Source organism: Bacteroides sp. 51 (genome assembly GCF_010500965.1).
In the GTDB taxonomy this organism is placed as follows: Bacteria; Bacteroidota; Bacteroidia; order Bacteroidales; family Bacteroidaceae; genus Bacteroides.
In genome coordinates this window covers 240,075-254,834 of the sequence record NZ_QVMI01000004.1, presented here as the reverse complement: position 1 = coordinate 254,834, position 14,760 = coordinate 240,075, and the positions used below count along the sequence as shown (strand labels likewise).

Genomic DNA, 14,760 nt, shown 5'->3' with positions numbered 1-14,760 from the left:
TTATTGGTGATCGGGGTAATCCCTATATGGAGTATTAAGATCCAGATAATAGAAATTATGTTGTCTTTGTTGATTGCTTTTAGGGATTTCCATATAATTCCCATATTTTTGTTCCAAATATATATGATATTTTTCTACTCCCATAATTTCTTTTCCCTCAAATAACACTGGGGTAGGGCGGCCCAATATCTCTTTATTCATAACTCCCCTTAACCCATCATCATAATCTGCTATAAATGTGCAATCTTCAAAATTGTATTTAGTCAGAATGTTTCTTATTGAACGTTGAACTTTATGTGTTTTAAACAATTTGCGGCATAATAACGGCATCCAGGAATTAACCCCTTTTCCATGTTTATATGGGTCGCGGAAAATAAGATATAATATTTTCTTATAGATGAAATACTTAGCAAAATGGATTCTTTGCAGTATTTTATTGTCAGGTACTCCATCTAGTGGAAATACATCGATGTAAACCCCACCAAGGTATTTTAGACCTATTCTTTCAATCAGTGTTGTATTCGAATCTTGTATTTTTGCAAAAGGTAAAGGGTAGTCCTTGTCGTTTTCCGCGCAAACAATTTCATAAGGAGCCGGAAGCCACTCTTTTGCATTTTTTATAAGGAGATCATAGTCTTTACGTGGCATCCCAATGTCTATATCATCGTCCCAAGGGATAAAACCTTTGTGGCGGATGGCTCCCAGCATGGTTCCTGCCATGATATAATAACGTAGGTTACGTTTTTTGCATACCGTATCTATGCCCAATAATATATTGAGTATGTGCAACTGCAAGGGACGGATATCGTAATTGGCCATTTAGTAAAGATTTGCTGGAATTAAGGCTTGAGCTTGCCGGAAGTCTTCTGCAGTATCAAGTTCTATCGAAAAACAGGTACTTGTGTCTACGGCATAAAAGTAATGCTCTTTTTTTATTAAACGTTCAAAAGCCTGTTCGTAGAAAACATTATCCAATCCTTCTTCTTCAATCATAATCTCCAGTTCATTGAATAATGCATTTATATAATCCTTATGCATTTTCTCAATGCCGATTGATTCGCCCATAGCTTCTTTAATAGAACAAGTCTTGCTGATTTCCAATACTTTCATGTCATTATCGACTATGACTTTAATTTCTTCCTCTCCCAATTCATGACAGTTTACAGCGAGTACGTTTTTGTCTTTTTCTTGTAATAATATGGATATGATTTGGGGATCAAAAACAATATCACTGTCTAACAATAGAACGTCTTCGTTATTGATAGAAGGACGTGTAAGATATAAGGAATATATATTGTTTGTAGTGCTATATTGAGAATTGTATATGAATGTTACAGACAAATCCGGATATTGTTGATTTATAAAATCAACAATCTGTTGTTGTCTGTATCCTGTTACTATGATAAATTCATTGATATTATTCTCAATCAATGCATCTAATGTGCGTTGTAGCAAACTACGTTCTCCTATTTTAAGTAAACACTTAGGTGTGTTATCTGTCAATGGGCGTAGGCGTGAAGAGATGCCTGCTGCTAATATGATGGCTTTCATTTTTGTGCAATGCTTTTTATGGTATCTCTTACTATTTTATTCTGTTCCGGACGTCCCAGAGTTATGCGAAGATGGGTATTGATATTAGGTTCATTCATAAACTTAATAAGATAACCCTCTTCTGCGAATGCTTTTTTAAGTTGATCTTTTAACTCAATCGGATACTTGATCAGAATGAAATTAGCTACGGATTTATATACAGTGAACCCTGGTAACCGGCCGATTTCTTCCTCGTATAATTTCCTATCTTTGTTTATGGCTATGGCTATATTACGATAGTAGTTATCTGATTTTAGTGCAGCAATTGCTATATCCTCTGATATACGATTGTATCCCAGATATTTATTGCTGTATTTAATGAATTTCTCCATGCCTTTGCTTGTAAATCCGAATCCCATCCGTAGTCCCGGCAGGCCATAAAACTTGGATAGTGTCCGTGTAATAATAAGGTTGGGGAAATTATCTACTAATTCTTTTATATACGCAGTGTCCTCCGAAACGTAAGAAGCATAGGCTTCATCTATAATCACAGTGATATTTGGCGATATGCCGGACAGTAGAGAATGTAGTTCATTTGGGGTGATAGCGTTGCCGGTTGGGTTGTTAGGCGAAGCTAATAATAAAATTTTTGGTTCTTCTTTTTGAAGTATTTCCTTCAATTCTTCCAGATTATATTTGAACTCATTTCCGTTTTCATAAAGCGGGTATTCTATTGTTTTTCCATTTACTTCGTCGGCGATGGATTTGTAGTACCACCACGAGTATTGGGGAATTAAGATTTTTTTATTTCCATCTTCTTCTGTCAGAAAGAAGTGCACAGCTTGCTTAAGGATGTCTTCTCCGCCATATCCCAAAAGGACTTGCGATTCGTCTATATTATATAATTGCGATAAGAATACTGAGAAAATACTTTTTTTTCCTTCATCGTATATGCGTGTATAGAAACAAAGTTTTCTTGTATCGAAGTTTTTTATTGCATGTATAACTTCGGGTGATGGTTCGAAATTAAATTCATTTCTATCCAGGAAAATGGTTTCTTTCATATAATTAAAATTGTTACTGAAAAATTTCAGGCGTTGTGAATTTTAGTAATAAACACTGCAAAGATAGTATTTTTATTTAAGGATGGATAAGCCATACTCTTATTGTGTTCTCTTATTGAATATAGGGTGGTAGATTATGGTTATTATTGCTTTATTTTTCTTCTACTGTGTTATCCTTTTATTTATTCTTCAGATGCACATTTCTTTCACATTACTATCTCTTTTTTAGCTATCATCAATATGAATGTGCACAAAGATATTGAATAAAATAATTTTTGCAGTGTTTTTAGAGTAGGAAAATGAGAAATAGCATGTTAGTTGTTTTTCTTTAATATGTCATTTGTGAATATGACATAAGAAAAATGCTGTGAATAAAATCAATTAATATTGGATATTGAGAAATAGAGGAAAAATGTTAACTTTGTCCAATTATATACCTCATTTGTATTAGAAAAGAGTTTTAACTAACCTAGAATTTGAATAATTAATATATAAGTTTTGACTTATATATGTAAAAAGCGCATATTATGATATCGGTAATAATCTGTTCAAAGTATCCAGATATATCAAGAGCATTGCGGAAGAATATACAAGAAACAATTGGCAGTGCTCATGAAATTATTGTCATAGACAATTCGAAAAACAAATATTCAATTTTTGAAGCGTATAATGATGGAGTAAGTAAGGCGGCTTTCGAATATTGTTGTTTTGTACATGAAGATGTATTATTTCATACTACGAATTGGGGAGCAAATCTAATCTCGCATTTTGAAGTTCCTAATGTTGGGCTGATTGGCCTAGCGGGATCTTATTACTTGTTGAATATTCCTAGTCTTTGGTTTAAGGCAAAGCCCTTTGTGAAAAACCTGATTCAATCGAATTTAGAAGGGGAAATGGTGAAAGTTTATAATACGGTTGAAGGAGTGTCGCAGGAAGTTCTTTGTGTGGATGGATTTTGTTTTTTTATTAAAAAGAGTTTGTTTGATAAAATAGCATTTGATACACAGACTTTTGATGGTTTTCATTTTTATGACTTAGATATATGTCTTCAAGTAAAATCTAATGGATATAAGGTTTTGGTTGTCTCGGATATTTTGGTTGAACATTTTTCTGGCGGATCATTAAATCGTGCTTGGTTGGAATCAGCTCTTTGCTTTTATGACAAATGGAATAAAATCTATCCCCTACAGGTAAATAGTAATATAAGGAGGCGTTTTCTTGGTGATACTATTGCGTTTAGAGAATTGTTATTGGTTGCAAGTAAAAATCGGATGGATTCTAAAACTATGAGCAAAATTAGGTCTATTGGGTGGGCACATATTGGTGTATATATATTGGTTGGATATATGTTGTATTATATAAAACGATTAACTAACACTGATAAAAGGTATAGGGGTTCACTCGATGTGTTTTTCTAACATAGGACTTAATCCACTCCATACTTTATCCAAAGTAATTAAGTCCATTTTTTGTTTATATGATAATTTTTTAGATATCGCTTGTTCTGGAGAAATATCCTCAAGTGCAATACCTTGGTAGTGGTCTGAATTGTTCGGTAACCATGTTTTTTTACTTATTCCGGGGGGGTAAATAGCAAATGATGGCACTTCTAGAGCCTGGGATATGTGTCTGGGGCCACCTTCGTTTCCAAAGAAAAAGCTTGAAAGTTTAATCATGCATGCAAGTTCTCTTAAGCTTTTCGCATCAATATTAGAAAATACCCGGAGGTGGTTATTCATTTCTTTATGAAGTTGCTCAGATATATCTTTTTCTTCTTTTCCTGCATAGTTGAAAATAAGCTGTACGTCTTTGTATTGATTAAGAATCTGCAATAATGTGTCTTTCATGAGTTGAAAATCCCACATTTTATGGGGTATTCTGGTTGCTACAGCGCATGTAATAATTGGTTTTTGTATGTTAACTCCTTTACTTACTAAATATTCTGAAAAAAGCGTTTTTTCATCTTCGGTAACATATACTTTGAAATTTCTGTTATATTTTATTTGAAACTTCTTCTCTAAAGGTTGAAGTAATTTTAGGGTTAAACATACCATATCGCTACCATCTCCATTCTTGGTAGTGTAATTTTGAACCAATTTGTTGTATGCTTTTTTACGCCCAACTCTATAAGGTGTTTTTAATGAGAAAAGACTGAACCAAAGAGTTTTGACTGTAGACCTTGTGTCTACAATCATATTGTATTTTCCTTGGTGCATTATATTTCTAATTTTTCTAGTATAATTCCATAAATTAGACATCTCCTTTTCATTAAAAGTGATAATGTTATCTATGTCTGGATGATATTGAAAGAGAGGTGCTATTCCTTCGTTCAGCACGTAATCAATAGATGCTTGTGGAAAAGAGTTTTTTAACGTGGAGCATAAAGCTGTCGAAAGTACAGCATCGCCAACTCGCCTAAATCGAATAACTAATATTCTTTTAACTTCATCGTTTTTTATACTCATTAGATTCAAAATATTATATTTAGTTTTTTGAAGCAGTACTATATTCGCTACAAAAGTATTAAATAAAATTATTCCCGCAATACATCTAACCCGATAATAACGCCTATCTTTGCCGTTATGAAGACAAATCTATTAATATTAACAGTAGCCATGTTATTAGCATCATGTGGTAATTCAGGAGAGGTATCCCGTGCAGAGTATGCGGGAGAGGATATTTCGGGCGTAGCCCGGATCGTTCGTGATAAACAAAGTAAAGCGGCATCATTGTCGATTGAGGTTCCCGGGAAATGGACACTATACGCGGGACCTTCGGTAGAAACTATAGATTTTTCTCGTCCGTTACTGGAAGGAGATGGTGCAGGCACATTCCCATTGGCAGTGTCTGATTCAGTTCGCAGTTATTTCCAATTAATAACAGAAAAAGGTAAAGCCATTCTGGCTGAGAGGCATTTGCCAATGACCGGTGGATACAACTTCCGGGATTTAGGTGGGTTTAAAACTACGGATGGGCGTTATGTAAAATGGGGTAAAATCATCCGTTCGGACGATTTATACCATCTGACAGAAGCGGATTTGACTTATCTGGCTTCTCTGCCTTTAATTTCAGTTGTTGATTTCAGAGCAGAGGCTGAAGTCAGTCAGGCTCCGGATAAACTTCCGGCAACAACAACGGGGCATTATCCATATTCCATAACTCCGGGCAATCTGACCGCTTCCATGGATCTTTCTTCTTTAAGTTCAAACAAAGGAGATAGCGTGATGATGGAGATTAACATCATGCTTGTGTCGGATACTGCGAGCATAAAAAGATATACTGATTACTTTACATTACTACAAAATGAAAAGGATATTCCTTTATTATTCCATTGTTCTGCCGGAAAGGACCGGACCGGGATGGCGGCAGCTTTAACCCTGTTTGCTTTAGGGGTAGACGAAGAAACCATAATGAAGGATTATCTTTCTTCGAATGTTTATCTGGGCGATAAGTATCGCGAATATATTGCAAAATATCCTGCTCTGAGATCCTTGTTCGAGGTGAAAAGTGAATATATCCAGGCGGGGATTGAATGGGTAAAAAAAGAGTACGGAACAGTTGAAAATTATCTGGGAAAAGTGCTCCATGTGGATACGGAGAAGCTAAAAGTAATGTATCTCTATTAATCGGTTAACACTCCAACTTTCTACGTTAACACGGCGACCTGCCGTGCTATACACCACTACTCGTGACGTTAACCCCCGAAGTTGACGTGTTAACGTAGCCAGCCAACGTGTTTAACAGAAAAGTAGCAAGAAAAAATACCCTAATCGGCATATATACAAAAAAACACGGACGGGAATTTCTCCCATCCGTGTTCAACCTTAACTTTAGCTACCTTATAAAAAGACTCTGTTAAAAGCCCGGGTCTATCACTTGACCATCATCGTTGTCACCTCCTCCCGGATTTGTGGCAGTGCTGCCGTTCGTATAGTCTGTGTCGATTGGTGCTACGCGGGTCACTGATACATCGCGAAGGAAATTTTTCAGCATCTTGCCCGGTACAAAATTAATCCGACGACGGTATACGGTTTCTGCGTTTACCGACTTCTCGTCGTCCTGCGCTTTTGCCCGGATGCCGGGACGCAAGATACCGAATTCTCCCAGTTGTACACTGTGGCCCATATCGAGGTTATTTACCAATACGTCCAGCAAGCCTTCCAGAATTAAGTTTGTTGTTCCCCGGTGCGTGCCGCATATTTCAGCAGTTTGCTTGCGTACTTTGTCAAAAGTAAGCATTTCACCTGTAACCGATTTGGCTACGTATTTTACAGTATTGGTTTTATCATAACCAAACACCTGTTTTACAATTTTATATTTCAAACTCATTTAATTTAAATATTTGTGAACATTGTGAGCGGATTCTTTCGCAAGCCGGCCGTGTTGTTACCGAATCTCCCTCACTTTGTTCGGGTTATTAATAAATTTAGTGTTTAACACTATACAAATGTAGATATAGGAAGAAAAAAATGATAAAGAATAGCGCGATTAGATCCGACATTTTGCCAAGAATCGGAAAAGAGGCTTTCTGAGGCTTCTGATAGGGAGCTCAGACCAAATATCCCAAATGGAATTTTGTTTTTTTGTTTATTGGAATGAGCAAATATGACGCTATTTTGTTTAGTCTACTAAACAAAAATGGTTTTTATTATACTTTGCTCCATTTCGCCTTTTGGTCCTATTGTATTAGTATAAAAGAGAGCCATTTTTAATAGAACTTACATGAAAATCGAAGATTTTTATGTAGGTTTGTAGTCATTCACAAACTTAACAATCATTATCATGATACCCAAGCATGTTAAAAATATACCTTATGGACTGACAGACTATGAAGCCATTGTCCGCGACAACTGCTATTATGTAGATAAAACCCACTTTATCCCCCGGATAGAGCAGGCGGCGCGCTTTTTTTTCCTCATTCGCCCACGTAGGTTTGGTAAGAGCCTGCTGCTCAATATGCTTGATTCATACTACGATATCAATAATGCCGAACGCTTCGAGGCGCTTTTCGGCAAACGGTGGATTTACCAGAATGAAACAGACATGCGGGCCAGGTTCCTGGTGATACATTTTAACTTCTCGGCGGTAGACCCCCGTCCCGAACGGTTGGAACCTTCGTTCGAAAGCCATTGTCATATCCAGCTTCTTGGGTTTATCAGACGCTATAAACGTTTCTTTCCGGCCAATTTTGAAGAAGAAGTAATGAAACTCCCGGTCACTGCCGATCGATTGCAATACATCAACAAAATAGCCAGCGATCTGGGGTTGCGTATTTATCTTTTTATCGACGAGTACGACAACTTCACCAATTCCATTCTCGCCACCATAGGACGTGATGCCTATCGCGATGCAACACATGGAGAGGGTTTCTTTCGCTACTTCTTCAACGTACTTAAAATGATGACCACCAGTAGCGGAGCAGCCTTGGAACGGATGTTCATCACAGGGGTAAGCCCTGTCACGCTGGACGATGTGACTTCCGGCTTTAATATTGGCTCCAACTTAACTATTGCACCGCAGTTCAACAACCTGGTAGGATTCTCGGAAAAGGAACTACGCACTATGCTCGACTACTACCATTCGGAGGGGGGATTGACTATGGGTGTCGACGAAATCGTAAACGAAATGAAGCCTTGGTACGATAATTACTGTTTTTCTGAAGAATGCCTGGGCGATAGTATGTACAACTCGGACATGGTGCTCTATTATCTTAACTGGTTGTTACAAACAGGCCGTCCGCCTCGTGAGATGATCGACAAGAACATCCGTACCGACTACGGCAAGCTACGCCATCTCATCAAGGTCGACAAAGGATTAGGGCCTAACTTCTCTGTAATCCGCGAAGTGGTGGAAAAAGGTTGGACCACGGCCAGTTTGAGCGATGCCTTCTCGGTAGAGAATATGCTGGTGCCCGACAATTTCAAGTCGTTACTTTATTACTTCGGCCTGCTAACTATACAGGGTACGGAAGAGGGTGAGGCCGTTCTGGCTATTCCCAACCACACCGTACGCGAACAGATGTACACATACCTCACCGAAAGTTTGGCCGATACAGATGTGTTCCGCGTTCAGCCCTACGAATTGGCACGGTTGATCAAACTCATGGCTTACCGTGGCGAGTGGCAACCGGTATTCGCCTACATCGCCTCCGAGTTGGAAAAACAAAGCCGCGTGCGCGAGTTTATCGACGGCGAAGCACACATCAAAGGCTTTTTACTGGCCTATTTGAATATGACACATCATTATATGGTACTTCCGGAGTATGAACTGGCCAAAGGTTATGCTGATTATTTCTTCCAACCCAACCCACGAATGACGGATATGCCATACGCCTACCTCGTAGAAGTGAAATACATGAAGCGGGGTGAGCCCGACAGTCGCATCCCCGACCTGAAAGCTGATGCCCGGGCGCAACTACTCAAATACTCATCAGATGAAATGATAACCTCCACCATCGGCCAGGCCAAACTCCGACTGCTCACTGTCGTGTTTCGCGGATGGGAACTAGTGGATATGGAAGAGGTAGAGTAGGGAGGAACAAGCAAAACTAACGAGTTAATCTATATAAAAACAAATAACAGATGGTACACACAAACAAAACCCGGTCAGTCATCACACTGCTGGCTCTAATCTTAGCTTTAAGTCTGAATTCCTGCAAGCAAACGAATACTGAAATAGTACCCTCTTCCAAGTTTGCTGCCTATGTAAATGCCTTTACGGGCGGTGTTATATCGCAAACTTCAGCAATTCGTATTGAATTGACCAAAGATTTGCCTGTCGTTGAACTCAACTCCGAGATATCCGGCAAACCTATCACCTTTTCGCCTTCACTTAAAGGAAAAGCCTACTGGGTGAGCAACAACACGATAGAATTTGTACCGGAAGAAGGCGAGTTACAGCCCGGCAAATTATACCAGGCCACATTTAAACTCGGCGACTATATGGAAGTAGAAAAAGAACTCCGTAAGTTCCAATTCACCTTCCGCGTCATGGAACGGAACTTCGCCATTGATATGAAGTCGCTCTTTGTTCATGCGTCTGATCCCGAAGTGATTACAATTAAAGGAGAAATACGCTTCAGTGATGTTATCGACACAAAAAAGATTGATAAGATGATCACTGTCCGAACAAGTGATAAACAAAACCTCACAGTGTCCATAGAAGAAACCGACAGTCCTACCGTATTCGGTTTTACCATTGCCGATGTAAAGAAAGGCAACCAGGACGAAACGGTTTACATCGAAATAAACGGTAAACCACTCGGCATTGATAATGTCATCACCAAAGAAGTCAAAATACCTGCCAAAGACCGCTTTACATTTATGGGTGCCAACCTGATCAAGGAGCCCGAAAACGGTATTCAGGTTATTTTCTCCGAACCCTTGGCAACCCCTCAAAACCTGAAAGGACTTATTGAAGTTGAAGGCGTAAAAACCACCCACCAGATAAGCGATAATGTGGTGAATGTTTATTTTGAAAAGACTCAGAGTGAGCTGAAACTCAATGTATTTACAGGTGTCAAGAGCGCTTCCGGTAAAAAACTGGAAGAAAACTCAAACATGGTTTTCAGTCAGGAAGCCATCAAACCTAAAGTAGAACTGGTAACAAAAGGCACGATATTGCCCGATTCCAAAAACCTGATACTTCCTTTCCGCGCTGTAAGCCTGCGTGCCGTTGATTTAAGTGTGGTTCGTATCTATGAAAGCAATGTACTTTCATTCCTGCAAGTAAACTCGCTCGGATCGTCCTCCGAGTTGCGGCGATCCGGCCGGCTTGTTTGCAAGAAAATGCTTCGGCTGGACGAAGATCCCGGCAAAGATATCACCCGTTGGGAAGACTATTCCGTTGATCTAAGTGAACTGATCCAACAAGAACCCGGAGCTATCTACCGCATCATGTTGTCTTTCAAACAAGAATACTCAGCCTATCCCTGTAGTGGCGAAGCAACAGATGCAAGTTCCGACAATACCTTTATGACCCGGCTCACTCTGGCCGAAGAAGAAGATGAAACTGTTTGGGATACTCCACGCAGCTATTATGAAATGGAATACGACGGTTACGATTGGGAAGAGTACGATTGGGCGGAGAGAGACAACCCATGCGATCCGTCATACTACATGAATACTTCACGGAAAGTAACCTGCAACCTGCTTGCTACCAATATAGGCGTCATTATCAAAAGAAATTCGGCTAATAAACTTTGGGTAGCCGTTAGTAACATTCTCGATACGGCTCCTATGGCTAATGTTGAAATGACCGTCTACAACTACCAACTGCAACCTATCGGAACCGCACGAACGGATCAGGATGGATTTGCTGTGATTGACTCCAAAGGAGTTCCCTTCGTGGTTGTCGCTTCCGATGGCAAACAGAAGACCTACGTAAAGGTGGCCGACGGAACGGAGAACTCCACCAGTCGCTTTGATGTAGGCGGAAAAGAAATAAAGAAAGGTCTGAAAGGATTCATTTACGGAGAGCGTGGCGTTTGGCGTCCCGGCGATACGTTGCATGTTTCTTTCATCCTTGAAGATCACGAAAAGCGTATTCCCGATAAACATCCGGTTTCCATCGAACTGTTCAATCCCCGCGGACAATTTTATGATAAACAAGTCTCTACAAATGGTTTGAATGGCTTTTATGCTTTCCACATTCCGACAAAGCAAGACGATCCTACCGGAACCTGGAATGCTTATGTCAAAGTAGGAGGAACCTCGTTCCATAAGTCATTGCGCATAGAAACCGTTAAGCCCAACCGGTTGAAAATTAATATAGAACTACCGGACAAAACCATCAAAGCCGGAGAGGGCGATGTACAGGCTGTTCTTTCTTCTTCCTGGTTGACCGGCGCCGTGGCATCCAACCTCAAAGCCAAAGTTGAAATGAAGTTAAGCAAAGTCTATACGCAATTCAAGAGCTATGACAACTACATTTTCAATGATCCCGCAACGGACTTTGCCGCAAGCGATATACAAGTGTTCGACGGCACGCTGAACGGCGAAGGGAACGCCAGCCTTACGATTAAGGTACCCGAAGCCTCAAACGCTCCCGGTATGCTTCGGGCTAATATTACCACTCGTGTTTTCGAACCCGGCGGAGATGCCAGTATCAATACCATGAGTGTGCCTTTCTCGCCGTTTGAATCTTATGTAGGTATCAATCTGAATCAACCCAAGAACCGTTATATCGAGACCGACCAGGATCATATCTTCGATATTGTGACTGTAAACACCGATGGTAAGCCGGTTAACCGTACCGACCTGGAATACAAAATCTATCGTGTGAATTGGAGTTGGTGGTGGGACAGAAGAAGTGAATCTTTTAAATCTTACGTCAATAATACATCCATTACTCCTGCGGCGCAGGGTACACTCAAAACCATAAATGGTAAAGCACAATTCTCCTTCCGTATCAATTACCCCGATTGGGGACGCTATCTGGTCTATGTGAAAGATAAAGAAAGCGGTCACGCCACCGGAGGAACGATATACATTGACTGGCCCGAATCGCGCGGACGCTCCAAAAAGACCGATCCAAGTGGTATCACCATGCTTTCTTTCTCTCTGGACAAAGAAACCTATGAAGTAGGAGAGACTGTAACGGCTATTATCCCCGCATCATCGGATGGTAGGGCATTGGTCGCTATCGAAAATGGTTCGTCTGTCATGCATCGCGAATGGATACAGGTTTCTTCCAAAGAAGATACGAAATACCAGTTTACAGTCTCCTCGAAAATGGCGCCCAATGTGTATCTGCATATCAGTCTGTTGCAACCCCATGCGCAAACCATCAATGATTTACCGATTCGCATGTATGGTGTCATGCCGGTCTTTGTAAACAATAAACTGACCATCCTCGAACCTCAGATCAAGATGAACGATGTGCTTCGTCCCGAACAAGAGTTTACGGTAACAGTCAGCGAGAAAAGCGGTCGCCCCATGACGTACACCGTTGCCATTGTAGATGACGGCCTGCTCGACCTGACCAACTTCAAAACTCCCGACCCCTGGAATGAATTCTATGCCCGCGAAGCGCTGGGCATCCGTACCTGGGATATGTTTGACGAAGTAATCGGAGCCTATACCGGTTCATTCGGTTCCTTGTTTAGCACCGGAGGCGACGAAATGCTAAAAGGATCTGATGCCAAAGCCAACCGTTTCCGTCCGGTGGTGAAATACCTCGGGCCTTTCTCTTTAAAGAAAGGGAGCAGCAATACCCATAAAGTCCAACTGCCGATGTATGTCGGGTCTGTGCGTACAATGGTGGTAGCAGGAGAGGACGGAGCGTATGGTAATGCGGAAAAGACAACGCCCGTCCGTTCTCCATTGATGATACTTTCTACACTGCCCCGTGTGATGAGTATCAATGAAGAAATATGGCTGCCGGTCAATGTATTCGCAATGGAGAATTCGGTGAAAGATGTAACCGTATCTGTAGAGACTTCCCAGAACGTGAAACTGGTAGATGGTAATCAGAAGAAAGTGACCTTTACCCAGACGGGCGATAAACTCGTTTATTTTAAAGTGAAAACCGGCTTTACCACCGGAGTAGAAACCATTAAAGTAAAAGCATCGGGAAGTGGACATTCCACTTACGAAACCATTGAGATAGATGTTCGTAATCCGAATCCGGCTGTAACTCTTTCCGATAGTAAAGTACTGACGCCCAATGGCAGTGAAGAGTTAAGTTACAACCTGTCCAATAACTCAAAAGATAATTGGGTGAACTTTGAAGTATCACGTATACCTTCTGTTGACTTTAGTCGCCGGTTCGATTATTTGACTCATTATGAGCATTATTGCACGGAACAAATAACATCTAAAGCCTTCCCATTGTTATTTGTCGCTACTTTTAAGGAAATCGACAAAGTAGAGCAGGACAGAATCAAGAAGAATGTGCAGGAAGCCATTCGCCAGTTGTATTCCCGTCAACAGTCCAACGGTAGTTTTATTTACTGGCCGGGATATTCTTCTATAAACGAGTGGGTGACTACATATGCAGGTACCTTCTTGCTTATGGCACAAGAAAAAGGATACGATGTGAATGAAAACGTAATCTCCAAATGGCGGGCTTACCAACGTTCTGTTGCCCAAAGTTGGACACCCATCAGCCGTACATCGACCTGGTACTACTGGCAGTCCGATTTACAGCAAGCCTACCGTTTATACTCACTCGCTCTTGCCGGAACCCCCGAATTAGGAGCAATGAACCGGATGAAAGAAGTGAAAGACCTTTCAGTACAAGCACTATGGAGATTAGCAGCAGCTTATGCTATAAATGGAAAAACCAATATAGCGAATGAGATTGTGTTCAATGCCCAGACCACAGTTAAACCCTATTCTTCCAATAATAGCGTTTACGGATCATACGATCGTGATGAAGCCATGATCCTCGAAACTCTGGTGCTTTTAGGCAAAGACAAAGAAGCATTGCTACAAGCGAAGAAAGTTTCTGAAAACCTTTCGCGGCAATACTATTTCAGTACCCAATCCACCGCCTACTCTCTGTTGGCTATGGGACGATTGGCCGAGAAGTTCGCAGGTTCTATAGATATAGACTGGTCGCTGAATGGTTCTAAGCAACCTAGCGTGAAATCTGCACGGGTAATGTACCAGACATCCATTCCTACTACGCCGCTTTCCGGCAAAGTATCGGTTAAAAATAATGGTACAGGTGCTATCTATGTTGATCTGATATCCCGAACCAAACTTGTAAACGATACCTTACCCGAAATAGCCAACAACTTACGTATGACCGTGAGGTATACAGATATGAAGGGTGGAAACATCCAGATTGATAAGCTCAAACAAGGCACAGACTTTATGGCTATCCTTAAGATAGAAAACATTAGCGGCGCCTTCGATTATCAGGATATTGCATTGACTCATATTGTTCCTTCCGGCTGGGAAATCTACAACGAAGGATTGTTTGGCGGCAATGCAGGCATGAATGCTTCTACCTACAATTACGATTACAGGGATATCCGCGATGATCGTGTTTTGACTTACTTTAGTCTGAACCGTAACCAGTCGAAAGAATTCAGGGTACGCTTGCAATCTACTTATGCCGGGGCATTTACTTTGCCGGCTATCCATTGTGAGGCGATGTATGAACCAACGGTGCAAGCCAGGACGAAAGCCGGGCATGTAACGGTAGAGAGATAAAACAG

General features: G+C 40.7%; 9 protein-coding genes. 4 read left to right on the top strand and 5 right to left on the bottom strand.

Features of this window, described 5'->3' with window-relative positions:
- Genes D0T87_RS05725 through D0T87_RS05715 form a run of 3 tightly spaced genes read right to left on the bottom strand, consistent with a single transcriptional unit; the run spans nucleotide 1 to nucleotide 2,594 of the window.
- A complete protein-coding gene (locus D0T87_RS05725) occupies nucleotides 1–819 on the bottom strand; it encodes a phosphorylcholine transferase LicD (protein WP_163173694.1) in 819 nt (272 codons plus the stop codon).
- Nucleotides 820–1,551 (bottom strand): sugar phosphate nucleotidyltransferase, encoded by a 732-nt coding sequence (locus D0T87_RS05720; protein WP_163173692.1) that lies wholly within the window; start codon nucleotides 1,549–1,551, stop codon nucleotides 820–822.
- Nucleotides 1,548–2,594: a histidinol-phosphate transaminase gene (locus D0T87_RS05715; RefSeq protein WP_163173690.1), complete on the bottom strand. Its 1,047-nt coding sequence runs from the start codon at nucleotides 2,592–2,594 to the stop codon at nucleotides 1,548–1,550. Before D0T87_RS05715 ends, D0T87_RS05720 begins: the two co-directional genes overlap by 4 nt.
- A 527-nt stretch (nucleotides 2,595–3,121) precedes the next feature.
- Between D0T87_RS05715 and D0T87_RS05710 the strand changes: the two genes are divergently transcribed.
- Nucleotides 3,122–4,012 carry a glycosyltransferase gene (locus tag D0T87_RS05710; protein ID WP_163173688.1) on the top strand — a complete coding sequence of 297 codons (891 nt, stop codon included), beginning with the start codon at nucleotides 3,122–3,124 and terminating at the stop codon, nucleotides 4,010–4,012.
- On the opposite strand, the gene D0T87_RS05705 is transcribed toward D0T87_RS05710, so the two are convergent.
- Entirely contained in the window at nucleotides 3,992–5,059 is a 1,068-nt protein-coding gene (locus D0T87_RS05705; protein WP_163173686.1) for a glycosyltransferase family 9 protein, read from the bottom strand. The genes D0T87_RS05710 and D0T87_RS05705 overlap by 21 nt on opposite strands.
- A gap of 117 nt (nucleotides 5,060–5,176) precedes the next feature.
- On the opposite strand from D0T87_RS05705, the gene D0T87_RS05700 reads away from it, so the two are divergent.
- Nucleotides 5,177–6,220, top strand: a complete 1,044-nt coding sequence (locus D0T87_RS05700) for a tyrosine-protein phosphatase (RefSeq protein ID WP_163173684.1) — start codon at nucleotides 5,177–5,179, stop codon at nucleotides 6,218–6,220.
- 229 nt (nucleotides 6,221–6,449) lie between these two features.
- Here the strand turns inward: D0T87_RS05700 and D0T87_RS05695 are convergent, their stop codons facing one another.
- On the bottom strand, nucleotides 6,450–6,917 hold the full coding sequence (locus D0T87_RS05695) for a DNA-binding protein (protein WP_163173682.1): 468 nt from the start codon (nucleotides 6,915–6,917) through the stop codon (nucleotides 6,450–6,452).
- Between the two features lie 459 nt (nucleotides 6,918–7,376).
- Here D0T87_RS05695 and D0T87_RS05690 point away from each other — a divergent pair, with 459 nt between their 5' ends.
- Together D0T87_RS05690 and D0T87_RS05685 are read left to right on the top strand one after the other, a co-directional pair.
- Entirely contained in the window at nucleotides 7,377–9,125 is a 1,749-nt protein-coding gene (locus D0T87_RS05690; protein ID WP_163173680.1) for an ATP-binding protein, read from the top strand.
- A 50-nt stretch (nucleotides 9,126–9,175) separates the two neighbouring features.
- The gene (locus D0T87_RS05685; RefSeq protein ID WP_163173678.1) at nucleotides 9,176–14,755 is read left to right on the top strand and encodes an alpha-2-macroglobulin; all 5,580 of its coding nucleotides are present in this window, start codon (nucleotides 9,176–9,178) and stop codon (nucleotides 14,753–14,755) included.
- Nucleotides 14,756–14,760 lie beyond the last annotated feature (5 nt).

What these genes read in the sequence shown, in the direction of transcription:
- D0T87_RS05725 (WP_163173694.1), bottom strand. Translation starts at nt 819, where the DNA reads ATGGCCAATTACGATATCCGTCCCTTGCAGTTGCACATACTCAATATA.
- D0T87_RS05720 (WP_163173692.1), bottom strand. Translation starts at nt 1,551, where the DNA reads ATGAAAGCCATCATATTAGCAGCAGGCATCTCTTCACGCCTACGCCCA.
- D0T87_RS05715 (WP_163173690.1), bottom strand. Translation starts at nt 2,594, where the DNA reads ATGAAAGAAACCATTTTCCTGGATAGAAATGAATTTAATTTCGAACCA.
- D0T87_RS05710 (WP_163173688.1), top strand. Translation starts at nt 3,122, where the DNA reads ATGATATCGGTAATAATCTGTTCAAAGTATCCAGATATATCAAGAGCA.
- D0T87_RS05705 (WP_163173686.1), bottom strand. Translation starts at nt 5,059, where the DNA reads ATGAGTATAAAAAACGATGAAGTTAAAAGAATATTAGTTATTCGATTT.
- D0T87_RS05700 (WP_163173684.1), top strand. Translation starts at nt 5,177, where the DNA reads ATGAAGACAAATCTATTAATATTAACAGTAGCCATGTTATTAGCATCA.
- D0T87_RS05690 (WP_163173680.1), top strand. Translation starts at nt 7,377, where the DNA reads ATGATACCCAAGCATGTTAAAAATATACCTTATGGACTGACAGACTAT.
- D0T87_RS05685 (WP_163173678.1), top strand. Translation starts at nt 9,176, where the DNA reads ATGGTACACACAAACAAAACCCGGTCAGTCATCACACTGCTGGCTCTA.